Genomic DNA, 25,299 nt, shown 5'->3' with positions numbered 1-25,299 from the left:
GTTTCAATCTACCTCACCTTTCTCAATTTTATCAGGTACAAACTCTAAAATATCACAAATGTCACATTCTAAAGCTGTGCATATTTTTTGAAGTATTTCTGTATTTACATTTTCGTTTCTGCCAAGCTTTGTGATAGTTGCAGAGCTAACACCGGATAAGCGTTGCAAATCTTTCTTTTTCATATTCTTATCAATTAACAGCTTCCATAGCTTGTTATAATGTATTGCCATTTTTTTGCACCTCCCGCAAATATTAATAATTATATCACAAAAATACGCTATAAACAGTATAAATTTTTAATTACACATCAATTTTCATTTGTTCTAATTGCATATTCATATTTACGAATTTATTTAAATGTGTTCAAGTTAAGGCATTTAGACAAAAAAGTCGGAAAGTCTATTATAAAGTCAAAGCTATAGCATTAAGCCTTTTTAAACTAAATATTACTTTTGCTCTTATTTGAGCAAAAGCATAACCATTACAACCAACTCCGCCACAAGGAGGACAGGTTGTTTTTTATTTTATGGATTTGAATCAACCAAATCCTTCGCTTATTAATTAGGAACAAAAAATATTTTTTGAAAATCCTCAACTAATTTGCTCTACCAAGGCTATAAGGTGAGAGGAAAAATACTATGCACGACCGTCCGAGTAACTATTTGCTGTGGCATTTAGCTAGGGAGTTAATTATTTCGGCTATTAGTAGAGGAAATCAAAATTACAGAAATATTTGTTCCAGTACTCAAACTGCAGACTTGTCCAGTGGTTGGTGGGAGGAAATAACCTTCAAAACATATTCTGCGGATTTGCTTTTCTCGTGGACTACTAATTAAAGCAACGTTTTTGCTCTCACTGCTCCTTGACAACTGAATACCCCGAAATGCAAGAGATACATCATGCAGAATATGCCATGACGAAGATTCCGAGCGTATTCCTTGAAAGATAACGAGGCTATGCCAAACAAGGCAAGCCCTCTGGAACGGTAGTATTTCGGGCGATTTATGAAAGGCAAGGAGGTGAAATAACTGAATACACAATACGATAACTTGCCGCAGAAACTTAAAGATAAGCCACAGTTCTGCTGTTGGAAATATGAAGAGCGAAGTGGTAGGAAAACCAAAGTTCCTTATAACCCTGTAACAGGAAAAAGGGCAAAAGCGGATCAGCGGAGTACATTTAAAGATTTTAGTTCGGCGGTAGCTACTGTAAGTGATTATGATGGTATGGGATTTTTGGTAGGTAATGATATTTGTGCTATCGACTTAGATGATTGCTTCGATAGCAGCGGTAAGCTTAAGCCTGTTGCCCAAAGTATTGTAGAGGCTTTTAGTGGTTGTTATATGGAACACAGTCCATCTGAAAAAGGGCTTCATATTTTCTTTAAGGCCACAGGCTTTAACTTTGACAAAACAAAATACTATATCAACAACAGAAAGCTGGGAGTTGAGGTCTATGTGGCTGGAGCAACAAATCGTTTTGTTACCGTAACAGGCAATGTATATGCAGATGGTGATATAGCGGAGAAATCGAATGAACTACAGATGATACTAGACAAGTATATGCTACGTCCTACCACTGTGAAGCAACTTCTGGATACAGAAAGTCAATCATATCTGTCTGACAAGTCTGTTATTGAGAAGGCTTTAAAATCGGCAAATGGAGAAAGGTTCAAAGCATTATGGCAAGGGGATACATCAGGCTATGCTTCTGCCAGTGAAGCTGATTTGGCACTTTGCGGTATGCTGGCTTTTTGGTGTGGCAGGGATATTGGACAGATAGACAGACTTTTCCGGCAGAGCGGCCTAATGCGAGATAAATGGAATAGACCACAGTCCGGCAGTACTTATGGAATGATAACCATAGAAAAAGCAATCGCAAATGCTACTGAAATATATAAACCAGGTGGCAAGCGTTCATCAGCTACAGAAGATTTTGGTGAATGTTCCCTTGCTGGCTTTAAGCCTGAGAGTAACGATCGCTACCCTTGGACGGATATTGGGGCAAGCAGGTTGTTTGCTGATTATTATAAGTCTTTTGCCCGCTTTGTTCCCGAAAGGAAGATGTGGTTTTGCTATGCGAATGGCATTTGGATTCCTGATGTCGGCAATCTCAAAGTGATGGAAATGTGTAAATCATTGGCTAATCAACTGCTAACCTATGCTTTGACTATTCAGGATGAACATCAAAGAAAAGCATACATTGACTATTGCCGAAAGTGGCAGTCAAGAAGATACCGAGAAACGGTACTTAAAGATGCACAGAGTGTATATCCCATATCAATGGCTGAATTCGACCAAGACCCGCAGGTACTCAACTGTGCCAATGGAACATTGTTTTTAACATCCATGGATTTTCATCCCCACAACAGCGAGGACAGACTTACAAAGATATCTGGCGTTAAATATGATCCAGAAGCAAAAAGTGAGCGATGGGATAGATTTATTTATGAGATTATGAGCGGAGATGAGGAAAAGGCAAAATTCCTCCAAAAAGCCTTTGGCTACAGTATCAGCGGAGACACTCGGTATGAATGCCTGTTTGTTCTCTATGGTGCTACAACTCGAAACGGTAAAGGTACGCTATGTGAGAGCGTTCTTAAGGTGTTAGGCAGTTATGGCTGTACCGCAAGGCCGGAGACTATCAGTCTGAAAAAGAACAATAACAGTTCAAGTCCAAGTGAAGATATTGCCCGGCTTGCAGGAGTACGCTTTGTGAATATCTCCGAACCTAGCAGAGGACTTGTCCTAAATGCTGCACAGGTAAAAAGCATGACGGGTGGTGACACCATCAACGCAAGGTTTCTACATGAGAATTCTTTTGACTTTTCGCCAAAGTTTAAGCTGTATATCAACACCAATTATCTGCCCGTTATTACGGATATGACGCTGTTTTCCAGTGGCAGAGTGTTGATTATCCCTTTTGAACGACACTTTGATGAAAGCGAGCAGGATAAAAACCTAAAACGTGAATTCGCTAAACCGAAGAATCAGAGTGCTATCCTTAACTGGCTAATTGAAGGCTATCAGCTGTTAAAGAAGGAAGGCTTGACTTTACCTGATTCTGTTAAGACAGCAACGGAGGCTTATAAACGTGATAGCGACAAAATAGCATTATTTTTCGAGGATGCCTTGGAGGAAAGTCCTAATAGTGAGGTGCGGACATCCGAAGTGTATGCCCGGTATCAGCGTTGGTGCAGTGCCAATGGATGTTATTCGGAGAATGCAAGAAACTTCAAACAAGCATTAACAGCTATCGCCCGTGTAGAACGGAAACGACCACGTTCTGGTGGTGGGATGACCACAATGCTTATCGGATATAAGCTGACAGAAGAAGAATTTTTTCTTATTTAAACACAGTGTAGCAGCTTGTAGCAAGAAAAACAGGTTATATTAAAAATCACTCTCGTATAGAGAGTTTAGTTTTTACCTGCTACATCTTGCTACAAAGCTTAAAACCACAAAAAACACTGAAACAACCCTATGTGTTAATACCTACCCCCTAGGGGAGGTCAAATCTCCACAGCTTTTCATTTGTGTAACGGGCGTGGGGCAATGCGTAAAAAAACGCGGTTTCAAACAGGGTATATACCCCACAATCGAATTAAATTTAGGAGGTAAACGATTATGGCAACATCAACAACTTATAATAGAGCGTTTTGGAACGTTATGAAAGGAAAAGACGAAAATTATCAGAATCTGAACGAGGGGTACGATAATGTCGGAGCATATGTCGCACCAGATGAATTCAGGGAAGGTTTTAACACTGCTTTGGCAAAGGAGAATATATTCCGCAGATTTGCCACTGTTATCAATCTATCTTCTGCAGAAGGTAAAATTCAAGCGGTATCCTCAACGGGTACAGCAGATTGGGTTGAAGACGGGGATCCAATCCCTGAAAGTGCCGATACATTTACACAGTTTCTGGTGAAATCATACAAGCTGGCATCTCTTGTCAAGCTAAACCGCTCATTTGTCACCGATATGAACTTTAATCTTGAAAAATATTTGATGGGTGATTTTGCGAAGCGTTTTGGCAAGGCTGAGGAAAATGCATTGCTTAATGGAAATGGCACAACACAGCCAACAGGTATACTTACGGCAGACGCAGATGTAACTACAGCAGACAATAGTACCATCTCTTTTGACGAGATTATTTCACTGTATTTTTCATTAAAAGATGAATATCGCAACAACGCTGTGTTTATCATGCACGATAATACAGCTATGCTTCTTAGAACCCTTAAGGATACAAGCGGCAGTTATCTGTGGAATCCTTCAGATAACACCATCTTCGGAAAGCCTGTAGTTACCTCTCCATATATGCCTACAGTATTAGCAGGAGCAAAAAGCCTTGTATTTGGAGATTTATCATACTACTGGCTGATTGAGCGTCAACCAATAACAATAAAAAAATTAAGTGAGTTATATGCATTGCAGGGGCAAATTGGATTTTCTGCTTACGAGAGATTGGATGGAAAGCTAATTCAACCGGATGCTCTGAAAATATTACAAATAAAGGCTTAAATAATGGATTAGGCACTGAGTCATCAATTCAGCTCAGTGCCAGTCCTTCAAAACATCGGACAGGAGGTCACGATATGGAAAACCAAATTAACAGCCGAACAACCAAATCCGATATCGGAGGTACGGTCTATGTGGTGGAATCACGAATAAGTGATTCAGCAAAGGAAAGTGCATATTCCAAGCTGAAACGACTGATTACAGTCAACGCAAAAAGCCTTTCAAAGTTATCAGATAGTTCAAATAAATCCACGGAAATCAACTCGACTTCTTCAAGGTAGTACGGTAATATACATAGTGCTAAACCGCTTGAAGACTGTCGGAAATGGAGGAGAAAAATGAATAGACAGTCAACATTTAGCACTATACGTAAATCAACATTAGCATTTGAAGAAGCAAAACTTACTGCTCTTTACTGCAGGCTTTCACGTGATGATGAGCTTGCAGGAGACAGTAATAGTATAGTAAACCAGAAGGCAATTCTAAAAAAGTATGCTGAGGACAACGGTTTTCGCAACATCGAATTTTATGTGGATGATGGGGTCAGCGGTACAACTTTTGATAGACCAGACTTTAACCGCATGATTGCAGATGTGGAGACCGGTAGAATCGGAACGATTATCATCAAGGATATGTCCCGATTCGGCAGGGATTACCTTAAAGTAGGTTATTATACCGAGATTATGTTTCCTGAAGCAGATGTACGATTCATTGCTATTAACAACGGTATTGATAGTGCAAACCAAGCAGACAGTGACTTTACACCGTTTCTTAATATTATTAATGAATGGTACGCTAAGGATACTAGCAAGAAAATCCGTGCTGTGTTCAAATCCAAGGGACAATCTGGCAAGCCGCTCTGCACCAATCCGCCTTACGGTTATATTAAAGACCCTAAAGACAAGTTGCACTGGATAATAGATGAGAAAGCCGCCGAAGTGGTCAGAGATATTTTCCGACTGTGCATGGCTGGTTTTGGACCCACGCAGATAGCAAAGCAACTTGAAAAGCGATGCATTGATACACCTACGGTTCATCTTCGTAAAATGGGTATTAACACTCCAGCAAGACCACCAGAAAACCCATATGCTTGGTCGGCTCGTACCGTAGCAGATATTCTGGCTAAAATGGAATATCTAGGTCACACGGTGAATTTCAAGACTTCTAAAAAGTCATATAAGAGCAAAGTCAAGATATTGAACAATCCAGAAGATTGGCTGGTTTTCAAAAATACCCATGAAGCAATTATTGATGAAGGCACTTGGGAAACAGTGCAGAAAATTAGAGATGGCAAGCGAAGACCATCACGATTAGGTGAAATGGGAATGCTTTCTGGCATGATGTTTTGTGCCGACTGTGGAGCAAAGCTGTATCAGGTTAGAGGCAAGGGATGGACACACGATAAGGAATACTTCGTTTGTGCGACTTACCGCAAGAAAAAGGGTATGTGCAGTTCACATCAGATACGCAATGTAGTAGTGGAACAGCTTTTGCTAGAGGACTTAAGGCGTGTAACCTCCTTTGCAAAAGACCATGAACAGGAATTCATCCGTATAGTTATGAATAATTCAGAAAAGGAACTTGCCAAGGAACTCCGCCAAAGTCAAAAGGAATACGAACAAGCACAGGCTCGTATTGCTGACATAGACAAAATCATTCGAAAGCTATATGAAGACAATGTGATGGGCAAAATTCCCGAAGAGCGTTTTTACAAGATGTCGGCTGAATATGAAACCGAGCAGAAGGCACTGGAAGAAAGGATAACTGAATTAAAGCATACCATTGATACAGTAAATGAACAGTCCCTCAATACCGACCGCTTTTTGGCACTGGTTAAAAAGTACACAGAAATTACAGAATTGGATGCAGAGATTATTCGAGAGTTCATTGACAAAATTATAGTATTCAAGGCTGAAAAGGTAGATGGCCGCAGAACCCAGCGGATTCAAATTTTCTATAACTGCATTGGCGCTATTGATTTGCCAAACTAAACGAAAAACGACATAGCCGAATATCAACGACTATGCCGAATTTTTCAGGAATTATAAATCCCTATCTGACCGCTCCAAAAGCGGCTTTTTGTTTTTAGGCTTCAGCCTGTTGAGCGCGTGAAACGCGCGAAATATAAAACCACCCGCTATGCGGGTGGAGGGATCTAGGGTTACACCAATAAGACCATCCCGATAAAATTGAGATGTTCAGGCTCAATTCGAAAGGATGGTCTTAAATGGCAAATAAAAACTTTAGTTTAGCGCACACAAAGTGGATGTGTAAGTATCACATTGTGTTCACCCCGAAGTATAGACGTAAAGAGATCTACAATCAAGTGAGACGAGATCTAATTGAAATCATGAAGCGTCTATGTAAATACAAGGGAGTCGAGATATTAGAAGGACATATGATGCCGGATCATGTGCACATGCTGGTGGCGATTCCACCGAAAATATCTGTGTCTTCCTTTATGGGCTATTTAAAAGGGAAAAGCGCACTCATGATCTTTGAGAAGCATGCCAATTTGAAGTATAAGTATGGGAATCGTAAATTCTGGGCGGAAGGCTACTACGTAAGTACAGTGGGGCTAAATGAAGCCACCGTCGCCAAATACATTCGAGAGCAAGAGGCACATGACCAGGCAGTGGATAAGCTGAGTGTAAAAGAGTATGAAGATCCATTCAGCAGCAACAAGAGCAAGAAAAAGTAAAACCAGTTTAACTGGTAAGTGAAAGAGACAAATAACACTGAGCCTGAACGCTTTGTGGTCAGGCTAGCGTCTTTAGGCGCAGTTTGGCAACAAGGGGTTATACCCCTAGTGCAAACCACCCGTTGGACGGGTGGTTCTGATTCATATCGCAGATGCGACAGCAAAAGAGCTGGTTAAGGATGGGATTAAGAAAGTGGCTTTATTGGGTACAGCTTTCACCATGGAACAAGATTTCTACAAAGGCAGGCTTCTGGATAAGTTCGGACTCGATGTGATCATCCCGGGCGAGTCAGATCGGATGATCGTTCATGACATCATCTATCAAGAACTGTGCTTTGGAGTCATTAAGGATGAATCTAAGCAATCCTATCTAAGGATCATAGATCAGCTTAGTCAGCAGGGAGCCGAGGCTATTATTCTTGGGTGCACGGAGATCACGCTGCTCATTTCACAAGAGGACTGCCGGGTCCCTCTCTACGATACAACAAGACTTCACGCAGAGTCTGCTGTTGACTTCGCTTTGAGTTAGGACGGTTTATGACATTTGCCGCTGGTGACAGCGCGGGGCCCGCAGACACTGGCGAAGCTGAGATTCCAGAAATTGGGTATAAAATAGGTGGATTAGGGAGAGCCGATCCTTATAATGAAAATGAGACTGGGGATGTCGGAGGGAAATAGGATGAAGCAGAGGAGGGCGCTTGTTCTCGGCAATTTGGTGTTTTTGATTCCTGTACTGCTCTTGAGTTTCTTCATGTGGAAAGATTACAAGAGTGACATGGCGGTCTCAACCCCAACCTTGAACCGGGCTTACCTACTGGATGAGGGGAAGAAGTTGATTGGCTTTTCAAACGGAGATCGATTCCAGGAGAAATACGAGGTTTATCTCATGGATACCGACACGGAAACCGTGGTGAACATGACGACGGTACCTACCGATTTCCAAGCCGAACTGGGCCCGGCGGTGTATCAGAACAACGGGATCCTTGTACCAACCTACGACGATTCGCGTGGATTGCAAGTCAATTATTTTCATGCAACAGGTGAGGTTGAGGAGTTGGCTCAGGGGAGACGATCCATATCCCATCCTCCTGGCGTTCCAGCGTTTATTCCTGGCACGGCAGACTCCTTGCAGCATGGGAATCGCCGGATTCAGCCTTTTTTGTAGCCCAGGTGAAGGACGGCAGGTTGGAGATTGTCAATTTGGGCGAAGAGGGACTGCTTCCAGCCAGGCCGGTTCGGATCGATGAAGTGCATGGGAGTAGGGAGAACGGCCAGGCCGTTCCGCTGTTTGCGGTCAGTTTAAAGGACGATCGGACGGCGTTCGTCAGCGGGATTCTGGATAAGAATGGAGATGTGTCCGTACTGCTTCAACGCGAAGAGGAAGGGACATTTGCTGCACAGGATCGAGCGGGCGCTCATTTCGCTGATCACTTCGGTTTCAATAACGGCAAATGGGTGCGCGAAAACGGGAACTACCCGGAAGAAGCCTCCTTTTATGATGCGAACGAGAAGAAGTGGGGGGCTGTGGTTCCTACACCGAAGCCGGTTTATCAAGCCCGGGTGTTCCTATTGAATGACGAGGAAGTGCTGATTGCCGGATCTAGTGCAGAAGATGAAATAAATGGAACGGGGACGGGGTATGTATTCAATGAGAAATCCGGTAAATTCCAAGATGCCTTTAGCAGCGGTGATCTTGCGTCAGGTTATGTGAATCTGAACACCAGGAGGCTAAGGTCCTTTCGAACGACCAGGTGGAAAGCTGGCTGCTGAAGGAGGAAGAAAACAAGGTTTCCCTTCTAAGTTTCTGGAACTATCTCAAACAGGGCAGTGCCCTCGTGATAAACTGGGTGGTTTGGATACTCATCGATCTTCTCTTATTCCTAGGCATCGCACTCGTCCCTCGCCTATTGGCGAGATCCCATTTGAAAAAAAGTGAGAGAAGGCCAGCCGATTCAGGGCAGGATCATCCGTATGGAAGAAACGGGGGCCTATGTGAATGAACGTCCGCAGGTCCGATTAGTTGTCCAGTTTGAGGATGAAGGTCAAGTGAAAGAGGTTGAAATCAAGATGGTCCTCTCCCCCGTTATTCCTCGTGTGGTCCTCGCCCGGATCGAACGGTATGGAAATGTAAACCGAGGTCAAGCTCTTCAGCTTCACTTCAACGCAGAAGGACGGGATTATGCCATACCGGTCGTTCAACCTCCCGGATTTGAATATCGTATCGGGAAACGAGCGGACCTGATCTTGATTCAGGGAATGCCGCAGGGGCCAATATCAAATTCAAATTTGCCCCTGCAGACTGCGCTGCTTCAGTTCTTCCGACAGGAAGTTTACAAGGATGGATCTTAAACCTTGCGGATGGCTTAGCATCGGTAAATGCCCGGTCTCCAAGACTTGTACGGACTGCGGGGAGAAGTTTGCGATCATTTTATCTTGTAAAGAAGGACTCAGCTCTTTATCCTGGGTGAGCTTCACGTATAACTTGGGTACATCCGGAACGGACACGTGGATGCGATCGGTATAAACACGGACAGCCTCGGGGATAAATCCGCTTACGACTTCTGTGGCTTGAGCCGGTGAGAGATCGCTGCATAACCCCTTCCGGATGGCCGATTCCGGCGGTGTCGTACCCGACAAGCGAAGGATAACAGACATCAGCTGCTTCTGGGGGAACGGCAAAATGGATAAGAATGAACCGCCGTTCTTCGGAATTGCGGCCCCTACAGCGACGATGCCTACCAACCGATCCGTCCATTCGGATGCCAGTCTGGAAGCAAAAACGCCCCCAAGCGAATGCGCTACGATAACAAACCTGCGAATTTCCCAATCCTCTACTTGCTTCTTCATATGGGTGACGTAATCCTCCAACGAAAGACCGCTCCTGGAATCAAACGAGCTCTTCCGCAAAGGAAACTCAACAAGTAAATAAGGATGTTCGAACCCTTCAACGACTTTACTCCAAACTTGGCCCTCCAAGCCCGCCCCATGGATGAACACAAAGCCTATTTCTTCGTGGAAATGCTGTTGCATACGGATCATGCCCCCTGTTGGTTGTCTATTCAGATATCTTATAAGATAATGGTATCACCAAAACAAGACAGATCATGTCTTATTTATGCGTTAAGATCATAAAACAGGAACGAGGTGGCCTTTGCAAAAATCACAGCGTCTCATTCAATTAATGATGAGGATTAACGCCAAGCGATCTTTCACGGTCAGGGAGTTGGCTGAAGAGTTTGGCTTATCCACTCGAACGATTACCAGGGATCTGCAAGAGCTAAGTGAACTCGGTGTACCGGTGTATTCGATTCAGGGCAGGGGAGGGGGCTACAAGCTGCTCCGGGAGAGAGTTTTGCCGCCAATCAGCTTTACCGAAAATGAGGCGGTAGCCCTGTTTTTTGCATGTCAGTCGATGGACTATTACAGTTCTATGCCTTTTGGCGAGGGAGCCGAAGGAGCGCTTCACAAGTTTTATCATTACTTGCCCGCTGATATAAGAGAACAGATTGACCGCCTTAAAAACAGGGTTATGTTCTGGAGCCCGTACCGCTCGATGTCTGTGGAAATTCTCCAGACTCTGCTGCAAGCCATCATGATCCAAAGTGTGGTGACCATTGAATATAAATCCAGCAGCGGGGTCTCGAAGCGAGACATTCAGCCGATTGGCCTGTATGCCAGTTCCGGTTACTGGTATTGTCCCGCGTATTGCTTCACCAGAGAGGATATCCGGCAATTTAGAGCCGATCGGATTCTCTCCGCCGAGCTGAACAGAGCTGTTCCTGGCCGCGCGGAGGTAAGCCGGAAGACTTTATTGGATAAGCCTGTACAGACGGACCAGGAACAGATCACACTCGAACTTGAGGTCACGAAAAAAGGGGTATGGATGCTGGAATCGAATGCTCGTTTTGGTCCACACCTCCATCGCCATGAGGATGGCGGTGGAACCCTGACCCTTGAGATTGCGGCACAGGATATGGCCTTCTATCTGGACCTGATCTGGCAGTGGGGGGAAGAAGTTATTATTGTAGAGCCTGCTGAGGCCAAGGCGTATATGCGACGAAAAATGGAAGCCATGCGCTTGCTTTATGGCGAGCCTTCTCCCAAAGGAGGACCCGCATGACAATAAAATTAGAGGGAATGACCATATCGGCACCGGGTGCCCCGGATAAGATTTTACTTGCACCTTACGTCAGCTAATTATAACTTGCATTGGAGGAGAATCGGCATGAGGAAACTCGTATTATTTATGCATGTCTCGCTTGACGGGTATGCGTCGGATTTAAACGGGGGATTGGACTGGATTCCATACAATGAGGAAATGGAGAAATATGCCGAGGAGGTTGTATCCGAAGTTGGATCGCCCGTATATGGACGCAACACGTATCAGTTAATGGAGAGTTATTGGCCCGCAGTGTTGAATGATCCGAATGCGTCGAAGCATGATCTGGATCATGCCACTTGGCTGCAGGACGTAAAGAAAATCGTCATTTCCAGTACGTTGAACAAAGCGGAGTGGAAGAATACGATGCTGATTAAGGACCGTATCGCAGAGGAAATTGCGGCACTCAAGCAACAGCCTGGCAAGGATCTGGTCATCTTTGGAAGTCCGGGAGCAGCAAAGACATTGCTTCAATTTGGCCTGATCGACGAATTCCTGCTGACCCTTTGTCCGGTTGTCTTGGGCGGCGGGAAGTCTGTTTTTGACGGCGGCGGCGAGAAAATCAAGCTCAACTTGCGGTCCAGTCGAACGCTTGGTTCAGGTATTATTGCGACCCGTTACGAGTTGGTCAAGTAAGTAGTGGCTTCGTACACAATTCCAATTTGGCCGTTTCCCTTCATGTTCCTCATCCGGATGGCACGGTGGATAATATGCAGCAACTGTGAATTGACTATCGGAGCCAGCATTCAGAGCAGCTCGAATCATCTTCAAATGTTTAGGACTAGGAAAGCAATCAGAAGTCTTATTCGGCATGAATCAAGACATCCGAGCGGATGCCTTATAGTTTCGCTTGTAGTTGAAACGGAGAATTGTATCATAAGTAACGGCAAGTTTTAAAAATGCCCCCCTTTAAGTAAGAGGTTTAATCAATAAACCGGCTACTTGCAGAGGAGCATACAGTTATCGTGGATGCCGCATTCTTTGGTATCCCTTTACGAGGGTTTCACCACATCATCTGAATACGGCGTTGCTTGCTTACCCAATCCACCAGTCTGTTGCGGTAATCCGGCTTTAAAAACATAATGTCCATCATATTCCGTTCGTTGTCCGGCAGACTGCCGAAATCGGCTACGATCAGTTCTGCCGCTCGATTCCAGACGATAATATCCGTACCTTCGTCTGTGACTAGAAGAAGGATAATGCAGTTGATTTACGATTTTCTGCAGAACTCCCGTATCCGGCCCACCGTTATTTGACACTGTCACGATACTCTCCGCGTCTACATAGTCACCCAATGCGGATGAGAAGCGATTTATTATCAAATAGATCACCTCTTTTAATCATATGGAAAAATACATACCTTTAGTAACCAAATGGACCAAAAGTATTTCATGCATGATGATTATTACTATAATTGATGTCAATTGACCTTGCCCCCAACGAGAACCAAAAACGAGTACTGAGGCTATTAATGTCACTAATAGTATAAACATGATGTGGTTAACCCATTCCTATCGACAGTACGATGAAGATAATTGATATCAGAAAAGTTCTAAATAGGAGGTTTTTCTCTTGATCAAGTATACTTATCGTAACAAGCTAGCGGTAGTCACCGGTGCTTCATCCGGAATAGGGAAAGCCTATGCCAACGAACTGGCAGCACAAGGCTGTCGTGTTGTTCTGGCAGCGCGCTCCAAGGACAAACTGGATTTAATGGCCAAGGAAATCAACCGCCAGTATGGCGTACAGGCTTATGCACTCGCTTGCGATTTGTCCAAAGCGAACGCCTCGCGCCAATTGGTCGAACAAATTTCCGAACTGGGCTTGTCCGTGGATATTCTCATCAACAACGCAGGTGTTGGCACCTATGGCCGTTTCGAAGAAATAGACCCGGAGCGCGAGCAGGAAGAGATTATGCTGAACACGGCTGCGTTAGTCGATCTTACGCATCGGTTGCTGCCCGATATGCTGAGGCGAAAGGACGGAGTCATCGTTAACGTGGCTTCGATGGCCGCGTTCATGCCTTGTGCTTATTCAGCCGTTTATGGGGCTACCAAAGCATTTGTATTGTCCTTCTCCGAGGCGCTATGGGCGGAAACGCGCGGGAGAGGCGTTCGCGTGCTCGCACTGTGTCCAGGTGCAACCGAGACGGGTTTTTTCGATGCGGTCGGCAGTGAGGAAATGGGTGCGGGCCAAAAACTCTCGACCCCGGATAAGGTTGTACAGGCCGGATTTCGCGGGATTGATCAGGGACGCAGCTATATCATCGATGGCCGTAACAATTACCTTATGGGTCAGATGATTCGATTTTTGAGCAGACGCAGGGTAGCCTTGTTCATGGAACGCATGTCAAGGCCAAAAGGCCACTGATAGCGGGATTCGGTTCTTTTGAGGATCTACAGTAAAACGAATTTAGCGGTAATATTGTCATAGTGAAGGGTAACAGAATGCCCAAGTGTTGGATAAAGGAAAAGCCCTTTGCGCTATTGTTTCAGCGGAAGGGGCTAAGCTTAAAAAATACTTTTCGTCTCCTCGTTGAAGGCGAGCTCGACGCTGCCGATGTGCTTCCTGTCGTCCAGCGTGATCCTCTTCACCATCAGGTGCATTAGGGTCTTGCGCTGCGGGAAGGTCTTTTTGATAGCGTTCCTACGTACACTGGGATATCCCTAAATCACTTTAAGCCATTGGCCGGGTGCCTGTTCAGATCATCCTTGGAATTATCTTGCTCACGTTGCGAGTATTAGAAAAATGCCGATAACTGACATAACGATGACAATGATAAAGGAGATTGTAAAGTTAGTATTGAAGGATAAAAATCGACTTAAAATAGAAGGACCAAATGCACCTCCTAAAATACTTAAAAGGGTGAAGAGTCCCATCCCGATAACCAATCTCCGTCTTTTTCAAGGTCGATGGCACAACATTGGCAGCGGGTGATACTAATGGGGTATACTCCGTCCATTAGCGTGAAAGTAGTAGACACAAGGCTCAACGCTTTGCCTCTGTTCTCGGGTTTGAAATATTTAGGCGGAACTACATATGCTAGGGAGGGAATAGCCGCAGCACCAGCTGCTTGAATAATTCTTGCGGTTACAACGGCCTGTGCATGCCATGCTTGTTTTTGCTTGCATGAACCTCACAAAGTTAGCTACCTGGCTCTGGAAGCCAGGTGGCCAAGGCCGGCGGTTCAATGGATTTTTCCTTTTCATAGCTTTCAAAACAAGACAAACTCCTAAGTTCTATTCGGAACAAAGGAGTTTGTCTGCAATCTGAGAAATTTTCCTTATATTAGAAAATATCTTTTTGCATTCTCATGGATGCAAAAGGAAAGCCGGTTACATTAATTTCTCTTGTTGTAATGCTTTTAATCCTGCCGCATTTATTACATTCCATGGTGTGTTTAATTCGGGTTGAAAGAAGAAGTCGGCATAGGCCAATTGTTCTAAGGTGCATCCGGTTTGAATCGCAAGGGAGACCGTATTGATATGAGCAGTCATATCGACTTTAGACATGATTTGTCCCCCTAAAATCTCTAAAGTGGCCGGATCGTAAACCAGTTTGAACATAACGGTCTTCTCCGGAGAGAACAGGGCAGCCCCTTGTTCCAAGTAGACGGATTTGATTTCAATGCCCAGCTTTTTTGCCGTTTTATCATTCAAACCAGTTGTAGCGAAATAATAATTAAAATTATGCGCACCTGAAGAGCCTTGTACACCGGGAAGCGGATGAATGGCTTCGTATAAGTTTTTTACTGCATAATGGGCTTGACGACGCGCGTTGGTTCCTAATGAAACATTCATCCGCATTTTTCCGGGATTGTACCAAACCGTTGTTGCATCCCCAATGGCGAAAATATCGGGATCACTTGTACGCATGTATTCATCTGTTTTAATTCTGCCATCCGGCAATAATTCCACTGCGCCTTGCAACCATTCCGTGTTGGGACGATTGCCGGCAGACAAGATGACCAGGTCTGCTGAATAGGTGCCTTTTGTAGTGACAACCTCGACGACTCGATCATTTTCATCACCGACAAATTCGAGGATCGAGTTGCCTAGTGCCAATTCCACTTCCCGATCTTTCATTTCTTCTTCAAGTACATCCGTAAATTCCTGATCTAAATAGGAGCTTAAAGGACGATTGTTGATGTCCATTAACGTAACCTTTTTCCCTGATTCGGCAAATAATGAAGCGGCTCCCGTCCCAATGTATCCTGCGCCAACAATAACAACGTTTTTAATATCTGGATCTGCAGCATGTTTTCTCATAGTAAATAGATCTTGTCGACTGCTCATCGTACCGATGTTTGTTAAATGCTGTCCAGGGACAGGAAGAATAAACGGCTTTGCACCTGGACTTAAAATGATTTTGTCATAACCCTCCTTTCGCGTTTCCCCTGTCATAAGATCGTTTATTTCTACTTGGTGTTTGCCAGGTTCTACTTTAGTTATTTCAGTGTGGCTGAAGATGGATACTCCTTGTTGTTGAATGGTTTCAAGATCCTTGGCCGAAGTGGAGGAGAAGTCCCCTTTGTCATACCATTGAACGTTCGCTTTCGGACACATCAGCCGTAACGCTTCAACCGCTTCAATCCCCCCGTGCGAGCCTCCTAAAACAATAACCTTCATGATGATCTCTCCTTTAAATACATGACTGTATCTTATTTTATAATTAAGATACATCAATGTATCTTAATGAGTCAATTAGATACATGAATGGATCTTATTTATTTAAGATACAGTTTCCTGTATAATGAGCATACAAGGAGAGAAAAAGGGATGACGGAATCAAATAAAAGCCGCCGCCGCGGCGACCAATTACAAAATGATATTTATGCAGCAGCGTATCGTCTGCTGGAGACGGAAGGGTACAGTGCGATTAATTTTGCGCGTATTGCTCGCGAGGCGAATACCAGTCGTTCGGTGGTTTATCGTTATTGGGATACTCCGTTTGATCTAGTGTTTGCAGCTGTTCAACATCGGATGCAACAATCGGAAGGGGTATTCAAGAGTCTGGATTTCGACAGGGGCTGTCTCCGTGATCATTTAGTATCTGTGGGTCAGCATTTTATTTTGGAGTCCGACAATGGACCGTTTAGACTATTTAAAATGCTGTTTTCCGAGATGATTAGCCAGCAGGAGCGGGAACGGACCAGCCAGATGTTGGCCGAAGCAACAGGTTCCAATATCAAGATTATGGATTGCGTTCTTCAACAGGCCGTACAACGGGGAGAAATCACAAAGCTCCCGCCTAAAGCGACCAAACTCATTCTTTTTGAGCAAATTCGCTATACGTTTATGCTTGAAAATGGACGGGTGTCGCATCAGAAATTGGAAGAGATTGTTGATCATGTGGTGCTGCCGGCCATTTTATATTTTTCGAAACCGTGAATTCTCATCTGGAGCATTCTGTGTTATTATCAGAAAAAAGTTCAAATATAGCGAAGAAGAGAAGGCTATGCAATAACGTTTATGTCCAGAGAGCGGAGGGATTGCTGAAACCTCCGTCGTAACGCATGTATAGTGTCGTCTCGGAGCTGTTGACCGAACACGGAAAGCGTGATAACACGCCCGCAATTAGGATCGACCGGCTTGGCATCCGTTAACATGCTGCAGGTAAAGCGTCAGCTTTACCTCGTGAGACTGCAATTGCGAGATTGCAGTGAACCTGGGTGGTACCGCGAACATTCCCCTTTCGTCCCAAGGCTTTAAGCATCTGCTTCGAGCCTTGGGAAGGAAGGGGTTATTTGTTTAATATCAACAGGCAATGAAGAGAAAGCCAGCAATGGCGGTTATGCCCAGAGAGCGGAGGGATTGCTGAAACCTCCGTCGTAACGCATGTATAGTGTCGTCTCGGAGCTGTTAACCGAAAGCGGCTGTTCTTATTCCATGACCGCAAGTAGACTCAACCGAAATGGTGCTCGTTAACGCGCCGCAGGTAAGGCATCGGCCTTACCTCATGAGGCTGCATCCGCGAGGGTGGCAGCGAACTTGGGTGGTACCGCGAAAAAATCCCCTTTCGTCCCTGTATGAAGCTGACTGGGTCGCTGTCAGTTTGCTCAGGAGGAGAGGGGATTTTATTTTGCAAAGGAGGCTGCCCGAGTGGAACAGCAATTAGGAATGACGAATGAAACAACGACGCCATCAGAGGAACATATCACCGGTTCGGAGGTGCTTTTGCGCGGCTTGCTGCAGGAAGGGGTAGAGTGCGTATTCGGCTATCCGGGAGGTAATGTGCTCTATATTTACGACGCAATGGTCCATCAGCCTGAATTCAAACATATCTTGACCCGGCACGAACAAGGTGCCATTCACGCGGCGGATGGTTATGCCAGGTCGACGGGGAAGGTTGGGGTATGCCTTGCGACATCCGGTCCAGGAGCAACAAATCTGGTGACCGGCATTGCAACCGCCTATATGGATTCGGTGCCGCTGGTGATCATAACGGGGAACGTATCTACGGCCGTAATGGGCACGGATGCTTTTCAGGAAGCGGACATTATTAGCATCACGATGCCGATTACGAAGCACAACTACATGGTTCGGAATGTACACGACCTTCCTCGCATCATTCATGAAGCGTTCTTCATCGCAAATACGGGCCGCAAAGGTCCTGTCGTGATCGATATTCCAAAAGACGTGACCCATCAGCGGATGGCATATCGTCCAGCGGAAACGGTTCGGTTGCGCGGATACCACGGAGCTCCGGAACCGAATCCGGCAGAAATGGATGCGCTGCTTCAAGCGATTGCAGAAGCGCGTAAGCCGGTTATTATCGCGGGCGGCGGCGTGGTCTATTCGAACTCCTCGCAGGAGCTGATCAAGTTCGTCCACACTACTCGGATTCCGGTCGCGACGACTTTGCTCGGCCTCGGCGGGTTTCCGAGCGATGACGAGTTGCGGCTGGGCATGCTCGGACATCATGGCGTATATGCGGCGAACATGGCGGTACAGAATGCGGATCTTCTTATTTCGATCGGCTCGCGTTTCGATGACCGGGTTACGATGAAGCTGGATGGGTTTGCGCCTCATGCCAAACGTATCGCCCATATCGATATTGATCCTGCGGAAATCGGCAAGAACGTCAAGACAGATCTCGCATGCACCGGCGATATTAGAAACCTGCTGGCTTATGCGAACACGAAAGCGCAAGCAGCCCAGACGGATACCTGGCTCGAGCAGCTTCAAGAGTATAAGGTACAGCATCCGCTTCGGTATACTGATTCGGATACTGTCATTAAACCACAATATGTGCTCGAGATGATTAGCGAGACGACGCAAGGAAATGCAATCATCACTACGGATGTAGGTCAGCATCAAATGTGGACCGCGCAGTTTTACCGCTTCAAGCATCCTCGCTCACTCATCACGTCGGGCGGTCTTGGCACGATGGGTTTTGGCTTCCCGGCTGCGATTGGTGTGCAAGTCGGAAATCCGGATCGTCTCGTCGTCTCGATCAACGGCGACGGGGGCATGCAGATGTGCGCGCAGGAGATGGCGATCTGCGCAATTCATCAGATTCCGGTCAAGATCGTAGTGTTGAACAACCAGGTGCTCGGCATGGTTAAGCAGCAGCAGGAATTGATGTACGAACGTCGCTACAGCCAAATTGATCTGTCCGGCAGTCCGGATTTCGTCAAGCTTGCGGAAGCATACGGAGTCAAGGGATTAAGGGCAACGAACAAAGAAGAAGCCGCCAAGGTTTGGTTAGAAGCGCTGCAGACGACAGGACCTGTGCTCGTCGAGTTCGTCATCCCGGCTAATGAGAATGTGTACCCCATGGTGCTTGCCGGTACGCCGCTGGACCAAATGATTCTAGGGGACGGTGAATAATTACGCTGAAGAGGTAGATTGCTTAATCCTTTTATGGGTTTAATTTAACAGGTAACAAAACGTTCAATGAAACAATGAAAAAGCGAAAGTCTAGGACTTTATTTCTCGTCCACGGCTGTCGCTTTTTCGATTTAGAGGGCAGCTATTACTTTTTTATGAGGGCAACTCTATGGAAATTCACATTCATTCCATATCGCCGGATGCAAGGTCAAGGTGCCGCGGAGTTCATTCAGCGTAACACACAACTCTTATGGCAACCAAAACCGCTACAGAAAGGGTGATTTTTTGCGTAATCTGGTGCTTAAAACTATAGGTTCTTTCGAAAAAGCTAACGTTGCGTGACGTTCACCGCCGGAGGTGTGGATGCAGAGCTTGGGCGGCGAATGTCTGCACCGAATTCCAGCACTGCGACGATCCGTTCCTGAGGCCGAATTCCAAATGGCGTACAATTTTCTCGATTGTAAGTCCATTCCGGAAGGGTTCGGTAAACGTGCCCGAGGTTGGTCTTGGCCAATAATTGAAAGTTCTGAATCAGACAGCATACGGCCGCGTAATCTTCATCCTGCTTGTGGAGATCGCTTTCTTCCTTGGCTACGATGAGCAGGAATGTCGTGGACGAGCTCCCTTGCAGACTGCGAAGCCTGCCGGCCGCTTCTTCTCCTGTTACATAAACAAAACGCCACGGTTCCCGCATCCCGTCGTTTGGCGCATAGACAGCTTCATTCAACATTCCCAGAATGGTTTGCGGGGAATACGGCAGCGTGTCCGCATTCGTATGCGGATGCGGGTGGTCATCCCCACCGATCATCGTCCATTTCTGTTCCGCCGGCGTTCTCTTCCGGGCTCGGGGCACTTTATCAAAGTATCCGATACTCAGAATCCCGGCAAAACGCTCCCCGTTCTGCAATCCGATTTCCTTGAAGAAAGTCTCGCTCATGATTAGCGGGTCCGTATACCACAGCATGCCCAGTCCTTGCTCCCAGCCTAGCAGCTGGAAATTCTGCATGATGCTGCAAACCGCGGAATAATTCTCGTCGCTTTGCTGCCGTGTGTTGGCGGATTCCGTAATGAAAACCAAGTGAGCGGGAATCTCGGTGGCTTGTTTGCTATAGAAGTCGGTCATTTTGTCGGGGATGAACTTGCCGAAACGACTTTCCTTGATTTTGGAGAGCATGCTTCCGGCCAGTCGTTGACGCGATTCCAGGGAATTTTAATAGATGCAGCGCCAGCTTGGATTGCCCTCGGTTTCATACAAACCGGCGGCTTCATGCAACAAGGAAATAATCTGCTCTTGCGGGACCGGCGTAGACTTGAATTTGCGAATCGTTCTTCGTTCTCTTATCGTTGCAGAAGTATTCATAAGAATTCCCTTCTTTACTCATATTATTAACTGGTTAACAATTTATTTTGTTAATAAGTAAACTATATATTCAGGTGTGGTGTGTTGTCAAATGGAAATTTGGATGAATGATGCGGTTTGATTGCTTGAATGAATTGTGATATGTTGGTTTACAGATAAACAATAAGGGGAGACAGAAGATATGAACTCGTCCGAGGGACTTAAGAGGTTGCTGTACAGCCGATTTCTTCATTTTTCACATTTGACCGAACAACTCTTTGCGATCGAGAGCGAAGAATTTGCGGATTTTGCCCGGCTGGAAGGGCTCAGTTCGTTCCCAACCAATCTAACCAGCGTCCATACCATCGACTGCATCGGTCATTATGAGCCTATCAATAATACTTCCATTGCAGAGAAAATGAATTTATCCAAGGCGAGCATTACCAAGATCAGCACCAAGCTGCTGGAGGAAGGCTACATCAAGCGCAGCCAAATGAACGACAACAAAAAAGAAGTCTATTTCAGCCTGACGCCCAAAGGCCGGCAGATCTTCGAGGTTCATGCCAGGATGCATGTCATCATCGAGAACCGGTTTATCGATTCAATGAACGACTTTTCGGAATCGGAGCTTCAGGCCGTCCTGAAGTTCTTTCAAATGATAATTCAACATAAAGAAAAAATCGCAAACGGGGAAGGAGAACATGGGAAGCGTGAAGGGGAATAAAGCTGTACTTGAGGTGAAAGCTTCAAGGTTGGCGCACCTCCAGCAGAAGATGTCGGCCCAGCCCCAGCTTCCAACTAAAAGAGGATGTAAAGTTGAAAATTATAATTTTTATAAGAAGGGATTCCTCAAGGGGAGTTCCTTTTTTTGACGCCCTTGACCTATCCTGCGTTCAGCGTAACACCACGGAAAATGGATATCGGCGTTTCACTTATGAAATGGCTTGCAAAATATTAATGATCTTCCGTTCAATATCGGAATTATCTATGATCTTTAGATATTCAGGTTTTAGCAATTGATACTGCTTCATGTAGTAGAACTCCAAAATTGCTTGTTTCAAAGTAATATCATATTGAATCGAAAATGACGGCTCGATAAAGCGTCGCAGCACAGCGTCATCCTGAACCATAAACAACACGGCATTCAATCTGTTGAAGATCTGCTGCTCCATACCGGATTCAAAAAAAGTTTGTAGGCTTTTATTCCGATTTTGCAGCGCAACGGACAGATTCTCAAAATGGCGCGGATAAAATTCCTTAAGATCCTGCAAGAACAAATCAGAGATATACGCGGCACACATCAAGGATTGTAAAAATGTTAATTGAAAACGATCCAAAAAAGAGACGGAATCATCTTTGACAACGGTGTCAGCTTTCTTCGAATAATCAATGTAATAATTAACGACTTGCTCAATGATGTCATCCTTGGAGGAAAAATGCTTATAAAGTGTCACTTTGCTGATATCCATATATTTTGCGAGATCGTCGATTTTCAGCTGGCTGAATTTTGTTTTTCTTATAATGGTTTTTATTTTTTCCACATATGTTTCTGCACTCACAGCTTTTCTCACGGAAAAGTACCTCCCTTTGATGCCTATAAAATACAGTATAACAAATTTGCTGACTTTTATGTACTTAAATAATTAAATTAACTAATCTAATTAATTTTGTTTACTTATTAAATTTATTGCAGTATAATCGCTCATGTACCTAATCATCCGATTACGGATTAACCAAAGGGAGGAGCATTTAAATGGAATCATTCAATAAGGGGAAATTCTCAGACAAAAAGGTCGTGATCACGGGAGGTAGCAGCGGAATCGGTCTTGCAACGGCGAAGTTGCTGGTGGATGAAGGCGCACAAGTTCTGATTACTGGACGTACTCAGGCGACGTTGGATGCGGCTCGTGAACAACTCGGCAATAACGCAATCACCGTTATAAGTGATGCCGCCTCATCGAAGGATATCGCCGCGTTAGCTGATCGAGTGAAAGCTGAATTTGGAACCATAGATGCTCTGTTCGTTAACGCTGGTGTCACAGGGTTTGTCCCTTTCGAGACAATGACAGAAGAAAAGTACGACGAGATACTTACCATCAATGCCAAAGGACCTTACTTTACCGTGCAGAAACTCGCTCCGTTGCTTAGCTCAGGAAGCGGGGTAGTCCTTACCACCTCAATCGTGAACGTAGTGGGTCTCCCGATGCTCAGTGCTTACGCAGCTAGTAAAGCGGCGCTTCGCTCCATGACTCGGGGGCTGGCGCGCGAGTTATTGCCTCGAAATATTCGCGTCAACGCAGTCAGTCCGGGTGTTATTGATACAGGCATCATGGAGAAGTCAATGCCGGAAGAAGCTGCAAAGCAGACAAAGGAACAGATGAGACAGCAGATCCCTATGCTGCGTTTAGGCGATCCAGTTGAGGTAGCCAAGACTGTTGCCTTCCTGGCATTTGAGGCCACCTATACCACCGGGGCTGAGTTCCCTGTTGATGGAGGCGGCTCCCAGATCTAAGCTCCTCAGTTCGTATACCTGACTATTAAAGTTAAGCAGGGGGCGTACAGCTGCCCGAAATCAGCCGGAGTGGGAGTGCCCATGGCAAACGGATCTTCCTGCCGACTCCGGCTGATAAACAGATATAACTGGTGGAATTCTGAATGAAGGAGGACATGCTTTGAGTAAGAACCAACGGGAACCTAACGCACTGATTACAGGCGCAAGCAGCGGGATCGGGTTGGCATTGACCCGGAAAATGTTGGCGGAGAATTGGCAGGTGGCTGCTTTAATCCGGTCGGATTTTCCAGCGGATGATAAATTCCTCCAGGATCATCTCAAGGACGGACAGCTCCGGGCCTATAAGGTGAAGGATCTCACCGATTATGACAGCTTGAGACACGCTTTGGAAGAAATCAAAAGCAAGGAGCAGCGGATTGATATTTTGTTTAACAACGCCGGAGGAGGCTTAAGTGAGCTGCGCTATTCGAAGCAAGGCCGCGAATTGCATTATGAATTGTTGACGGTCGTTCCCTATATTATTCTGATGGAATTGAAGGAACTGATAAAGAACGGCAGCTTAAAAACGGTGATTAACACTTCGTCGCAGGTGTTCAGATTTACGAAGGATTTTTCAATGGAAAATCTGGAGCACCCCAAAACCTTCCGCAAAATGTATGGACCCTATGCGACTTCAAAGCTGGCCCTTTCGTTGTGGACCCAAGCGATCGCACCGCAGCTTGCCAAGGAAGGCATCAAAATCCGCAGCGTTGATCCAGGCATTAACAACACGCTAAGAAAAGGGAAAGATTCCGGACTGACCGCAGGCTTTGAACTGTTTATGAGATTTTTCTCCTCTCCACCTACGCATGGCGCCAACCTGTTGTTTGAGGCGGCCCTCGGCAAACACCGCAATGAAACCGGCGTGTTTTTGTTCAAGAACCGGGTTGCGGGCTTGAAGTTTACAGAACACGCGCAGCGTGTGCTGGATAGAATCACTGATATATATAGCCATGAATTTCTTGGCGGGAGTGTTCAACGATAACGCAGAACAAAATATCACGAGTCTACCGCAAAGGAATAATGACCCGGGTGGCCTGGCCCCCCTTGAATAGGCTATAATCAAGAATCAATGGTCCGCGGTTCGTGGATGATTGCAATTTGACTTTGTCCTTGGAGGTCGATTACCAACTATGAATGCTCCTTCTGTAGACCGAATCAAGATTGCGCCGGGTTTCTGGACCAGCCTGGAGGGAATAGGGGTGGAACCCATTGCGGTAGCGCGCCAGGCACGTCTGCCGCTAACCGTCATCACCGAACCGTTCGTGACGACGGCACAATATTATTCCATCTGGCAAGCTTATTCCGAATTAGTCGGGGACATCGCTACGGGAATCGTCAAGCTTGCAACCGCGTACGAGACCGCTCAGTATCCGCCGGCTGCTTTGGCGACCTTTCACGCTCGCGACTACCGGGACGCGCTGAACCGAATGGCCCGTTATAAGCAAATGTGTCCTCCGGAAAACTTGAGGATTCAGGAAGAAGGCGAGCAATATGCAATTGAATTGGAATGGCAGCATGCCGAGTTGCCCGGACCGCCGGTGCTTGTCGGCATTACGCTCGCCTACCTGCTTGAGCTCGGACGCCGGGGAACCGGCCGTCAACTGAAGGCACATTCCGTAGAATTTATAAATTACATGGGCGACGTCCAAGCCCTTGAAAGTTATTTCGGCTGCCGCGTACGGATAGGGGCGGATCGCAATCGTCTAACGCTGAAGCGTGAGGATCTGGACCGCCCCTTCACGTCATATAACGAAGAACTTCTCGAGATTCTGACGCCCTCCTTGGATCGTACGCTGGAAGAACGGCAGGGCCAGCTCACCGTGAGCGCTAAGGTGCAGTGGGTCCTGTCCCGATGCCTGACTCAAGGGAGAATCAACATCCAAACCGTAGCCGCCGAGCTCGGGATGAGCGAGCGCACCTTGCAGCGCAGGCTGACGGAAGAAGGCGAAAGCTTTAAGCAGTTGCTGGCAAAAACGAGGCGGGAGATGGCCGTCGCTTACTTGGCGGACTCTGCGCTGGAGATCAAAGAGGTCGCTTTTCTAGTCGGCTATGAGGATCAAAATTCGTTTTATCGCGCGTTTCGCTTATGGACAGGGGAGACGCCTGCCAATTGGCGTGTTGCGCAAGAGAATTGGCGTTCCGGACTAGTTACCGAGTAGACGAAACAAGGTATCATAATCCCTATCCTAG

23 protein-coding genes and 1 pseudogene are annotated in these 25,299 nt (G+C 45.9%); 17 read left to right on the top strand and 7 right to left on the bottom strand.

What is annotated here, in order from left to right; translation table 11 throughout:
• Positions 1-3 precede the first annotated feature (3 nt).
• Positions 4-231 carry a helix-turn-helix domain-containing protein gene (locus AWM70_RS15190; protein WP_063383967.1) on the bottom strand — a complete coding sequence of 76 codons (228 nt, stop codon included), beginning with the start codon at positions 229-231 and terminating at the stop codon, positions 4-6.
• An 819-nt stretch (positions 232-1,050) separates the two neighbouring features.
• Between AWM70_RS15190 and AWM70_RS15185 the strand changes: the two genes are divergently transcribed.
• From AWM70_RS15185 to AWM70_RS15155, 8 genes are all read left to right on the top strand, one after another.
• Positions 1,051-3,354, top strand: coding sequence for a phage/plasmid primase, P4 family (locus tag AWM70_RS15185; RefSeq protein ID WP_068697825.1), 2,304 nt, complete (start codon positions 1,051-1,053; stop codon positions 3,352-3,354).
• Positions 3,355-3,627: 273 nt separating this feature from the next.
• Positions 3,628-4,527, top strand: a complete 900-nt coding sequence (locus AWM70_RS15180; protein ID WP_063383969.1) for a phage major capsid protein — start codon at positions 3,628-3,630, stop codon at positions 4,525-4,527.
• Between the two features lie 74 nt (positions 4,528-4,601).
• The gene (locus AWM70_RS22885) at positions 4,602-4,805 is read left to right on the top strand and encodes a transposon-encoded TnpW family protein (protein WP_063383970.1); all 204 of its coding nucleotides are present in this window, start codon (positions 4,602-4,604) and stop codon (positions 4,803-4,805) included.
• Between the two features lie 57 nt (positions 4,806-4,862).
• The gene (locus AWM70_RS15175) at positions 4,863-6,515 is read left to right on the top strand and encodes a recombinase family protein (protein ID WP_063383971.1); all 1,653 of its coding nucleotides are present in this window, start codon (positions 4,863-4,865) and stop codon (positions 6,513-6,515) included.
• Positions 6,516-6,751: 236 nt separating this feature from the next.
• On the top strand, positions 6,752-7,225 hold the full coding sequence (gene tnpA / locus AWM70_RS15170) for an IS200/IS605 family transposase (RefSeq protein ID WP_068693347.1): 474 nt from the start codon (positions 6,752-6,754) through the stop codon (positions 7,223-7,225).
• Positions 7,226-7,355: 130 nt separating this feature from the next.
• Positions 7,356-7,754, top strand: coding sequence for an aspartate/glutamate racemase family protein (locus tag AWM70_RS15165; protein WP_083180339.1), 399 nt, complete (start codon positions 7,356-7,358; stop codon positions 7,752-7,754).
• Between the two features lie 150 nt (positions 7,755-7,904).
• Complete coding sequence (locus tag AWM70_RS15160; protein ID WP_068697824.1) at positions 7,905-8,390, top strand: hypothetical protein; 486 nt, start codon at positions 7,905-7,907, stop codon at positions 8,388-8,390.
• 20 nt (positions 8,391-8,410) lie between these two features.
• On the top strand, positions 8,411-8,995 hold the full coding sequence (locus AWM70_RS15155; RefSeq protein WP_068697822.1) for a hypothetical protein: 585 nt from the start codon (positions 8,411-8,413) through the stop codon (positions 8,993-8,995).
• A gap of 246 nt (positions 8,996-9,241) precedes the next feature.
• Here AWM70_RS15155 and AWM70_RS15145 read toward each other — a convergent pair whose 3' ends face one another.
• Together AWM70_RS15145 and AWM70_RS15140 are read right to left on the bottom strand one after the other, a co-directional pair.
• A complete protein-coding gene (locus AWM70_RS15145) occupies positions 9,242-9,424 on the bottom strand; it encodes a hypothetical protein (protein WP_068697818.1) in 183 nt (60 codons plus the stop codon).
• 81 nt (positions 9,425-9,505) lie between these two features.
• Positions 9,506-10,255: an alpha/beta fold hydrolase gene (locus AWM70_RS15140; RefSeq protein ID WP_068697816.1), complete on the bottom strand. Its 750-nt coding sequence runs from the start codon at positions 10,253-10,255 to the stop codon at positions 9,506-9,508.
• Between the two features lie 121 nt (positions 10,256-10,376).
• Between AWM70_RS15140 and AWM70_RS15135 the strand changes: the two genes are divergently transcribed.
• Positions 10,377-11,345: a helix-turn-helix transcriptional regulator gene (locus tag AWM70_RS15135; RefSeq protein ID WP_068697814.1), complete on the top strand. Its 969-nt coding sequence runs from the start codon at positions 10,377-10,379 to the stop codon at positions 11,343-11,345.
• Between the two features lie 105 nt (positions 11,346-11,450).
• Positions 11,451-12,020 (top strand): dihydrofolate reductase family protein, encoded by a 570-nt coding sequence (locus AWM70_RS15130; protein ID WP_068697812.1) that lies wholly within the window; start codon positions 11,451-11,453, stop codon positions 12,018-12,020.
• A gap of 367 nt (positions 12,021-12,387) precedes the next feature.
• Here AWM70_RS15130 and AWM70_RS23940 read toward each other — a convergent pair whose 3' ends face one another.
• On the bottom strand, positions 12,388-12,519 hold the full coding sequence (locus tag AWM70_RS23940; protein WP_237167929.1) for a hypothetical protein: 132 nt from the start codon (positions 12,517-12,519) through the stop codon (positions 12,388-12,390).
• A 437-nt stretch (positions 12,520-12,956) separates the two neighbouring features.
• Between AWM70_RS23940 and AWM70_RS15125 the strand changes: the two genes are divergently transcribed.
• On the top strand, positions 12,957-13,754 hold the full coding sequence (locus tag AWM70_RS15125; protein WP_068697810.1) for an SDR family NAD(P)-dependent oxidoreductase: 798 nt from the start codon (positions 12,957-12,959) through the stop codon (positions 13,752-13,754).
• A gap of 965 nt (positions 13,755-14,719) precedes the next feature.
• Here the strand turns inward: AWM70_RS15125 and AWM70_RS15120 are convergent.
• Positions 14,720-16,012, bottom strand: a complete 1,293-nt coding sequence (locus tag AWM70_RS15120) for an FAD-dependent oxidoreductase (protein ID WP_068697808.1) — start codon at positions 16,010-16,012, stop codon at positions 14,720-14,722.
• Between the two features lie 150 nt (positions 16,013-16,162).
• Between AWM70_RS15120 and AWM70_RS15115 the strand changes: the two genes are divergently transcribed.
• Together AWM70_RS15115 and ilvB are read left to right on the top strand one after the other, a co-directional pair.
• Entirely contained in the window at positions 16,163-16,774 is a 612-nt protein-coding gene (locus tag AWM70_RS15115; RefSeq protein WP_068697805.1) for a TetR/AcrR family transcriptional regulator, read from the top strand.
• A gap of 729 nt (positions 16,775-17,503) precedes the next feature.
• Positions 17,504-19,216, top strand: coding sequence for a biosynthetic-type acetolactate synthase large subunit (gene ilvB / locus AWM70_RS15110; protein ID WP_068700725.1), 1,713 nt, complete (start codon positions 17,504-17,506; stop codon positions 19,214-19,216).
• 328 nt (positions 19,217-19,544) lie between these two features.
• Here ilvB and AWM70_RS15105 read toward each other — a convergent pair.
• Positions 19,545-20,576, bottom strand: a pseudogene (locus AWM70_RS15105) (nitroreductase family protein).
• Positions 20,577-20,817: 241 nt separating this feature from the next.
• Between AWM70_RS15105 and AWM70_RS15100 the strand changes: the two are divergent.
• The gene (locus AWM70_RS15100) at positions 20,818-21,279 is read left to right on the top strand and encodes a MarR family transcriptional regulator (protein WP_237167727.1); all 462 of its coding nucleotides are present in this window, start codon (positions 20,818-20,820) and stop codon (positions 21,277-21,279) included.
• A gap of 208 nt (positions 21,280-21,487) precedes the next feature.
• Here the strand turns inward: AWM70_RS15100 and AWM70_RS15095 are convergent, their stop codons facing one another.
• Positions 21,488-22,126 (bottom strand): TetR/AcrR family transcriptional regulator, encoded by a 639-nt coding sequence (locus AWM70_RS15095; RefSeq protein WP_068697801.1) that lies wholly within the window; start codon positions 22,124-22,126, stop codon positions 21,488-21,490.
• 182 nt (positions 22,127-22,308) lie between these two features.
• Between AWM70_RS15095 and AWM70_RS15090 the strand changes: the two genes are divergently transcribed.
• The 3 genes from AWM70_RS15090 to AWM70_RS15080 all read left to right on the top strand — a co-directional run bounded on the left by AWM70_RS15090 (position 22,309) and on the right by AWM70_RS15080 (position 25,268).
• Positions 22,309-23,067 (top strand): SDR family oxidoreductase, encoded by a 759-nt coding sequence (locus tag AWM70_RS15090; protein WP_068697799.1) that lies wholly within the window; start codon positions 22,309-22,311, stop codon positions 23,065-23,067.
• A 160-nt stretch (positions 23,068-23,227) separates the two neighbouring features.
• The gene (locus tag AWM70_RS15085) at positions 23,228-24,091 is read left to right on the top strand and encodes an SDR family NAD(P)-dependent oxidoreductase (protein ID WP_068697797.1); all 864 of its coding nucleotides are present in this window, start codon (positions 23,228-23,230) and stop codon (positions 24,089-24,091) included.
• Between the two features lie 148 nt (positions 24,092-24,239).
• Complete coding sequence (locus tag AWM70_RS15080; protein WP_068697795.1) at positions 24,240-25,268, top strand: helix-turn-helix transcriptional regulator; 1,029 nt, start codon at positions 24,240-24,242, stop codon at positions 25,266-25,268.
• Positions 25,269-25,299: the final 31 nt, after the last annotated feature.

Source organism: Paenibacillus yonginensis, assembly GCF_001685395.1.
In the GTDB taxonomy this organism is placed as follows: Bacteria; Bacillota; Bacilli; order Paenibacillales; family Paenibacillaceae; genus Fontibacillus; species Fontibacillus yonginensis.
This window is presented reverse-complemented; position numbering and strand designations above follow the sequence as displayed.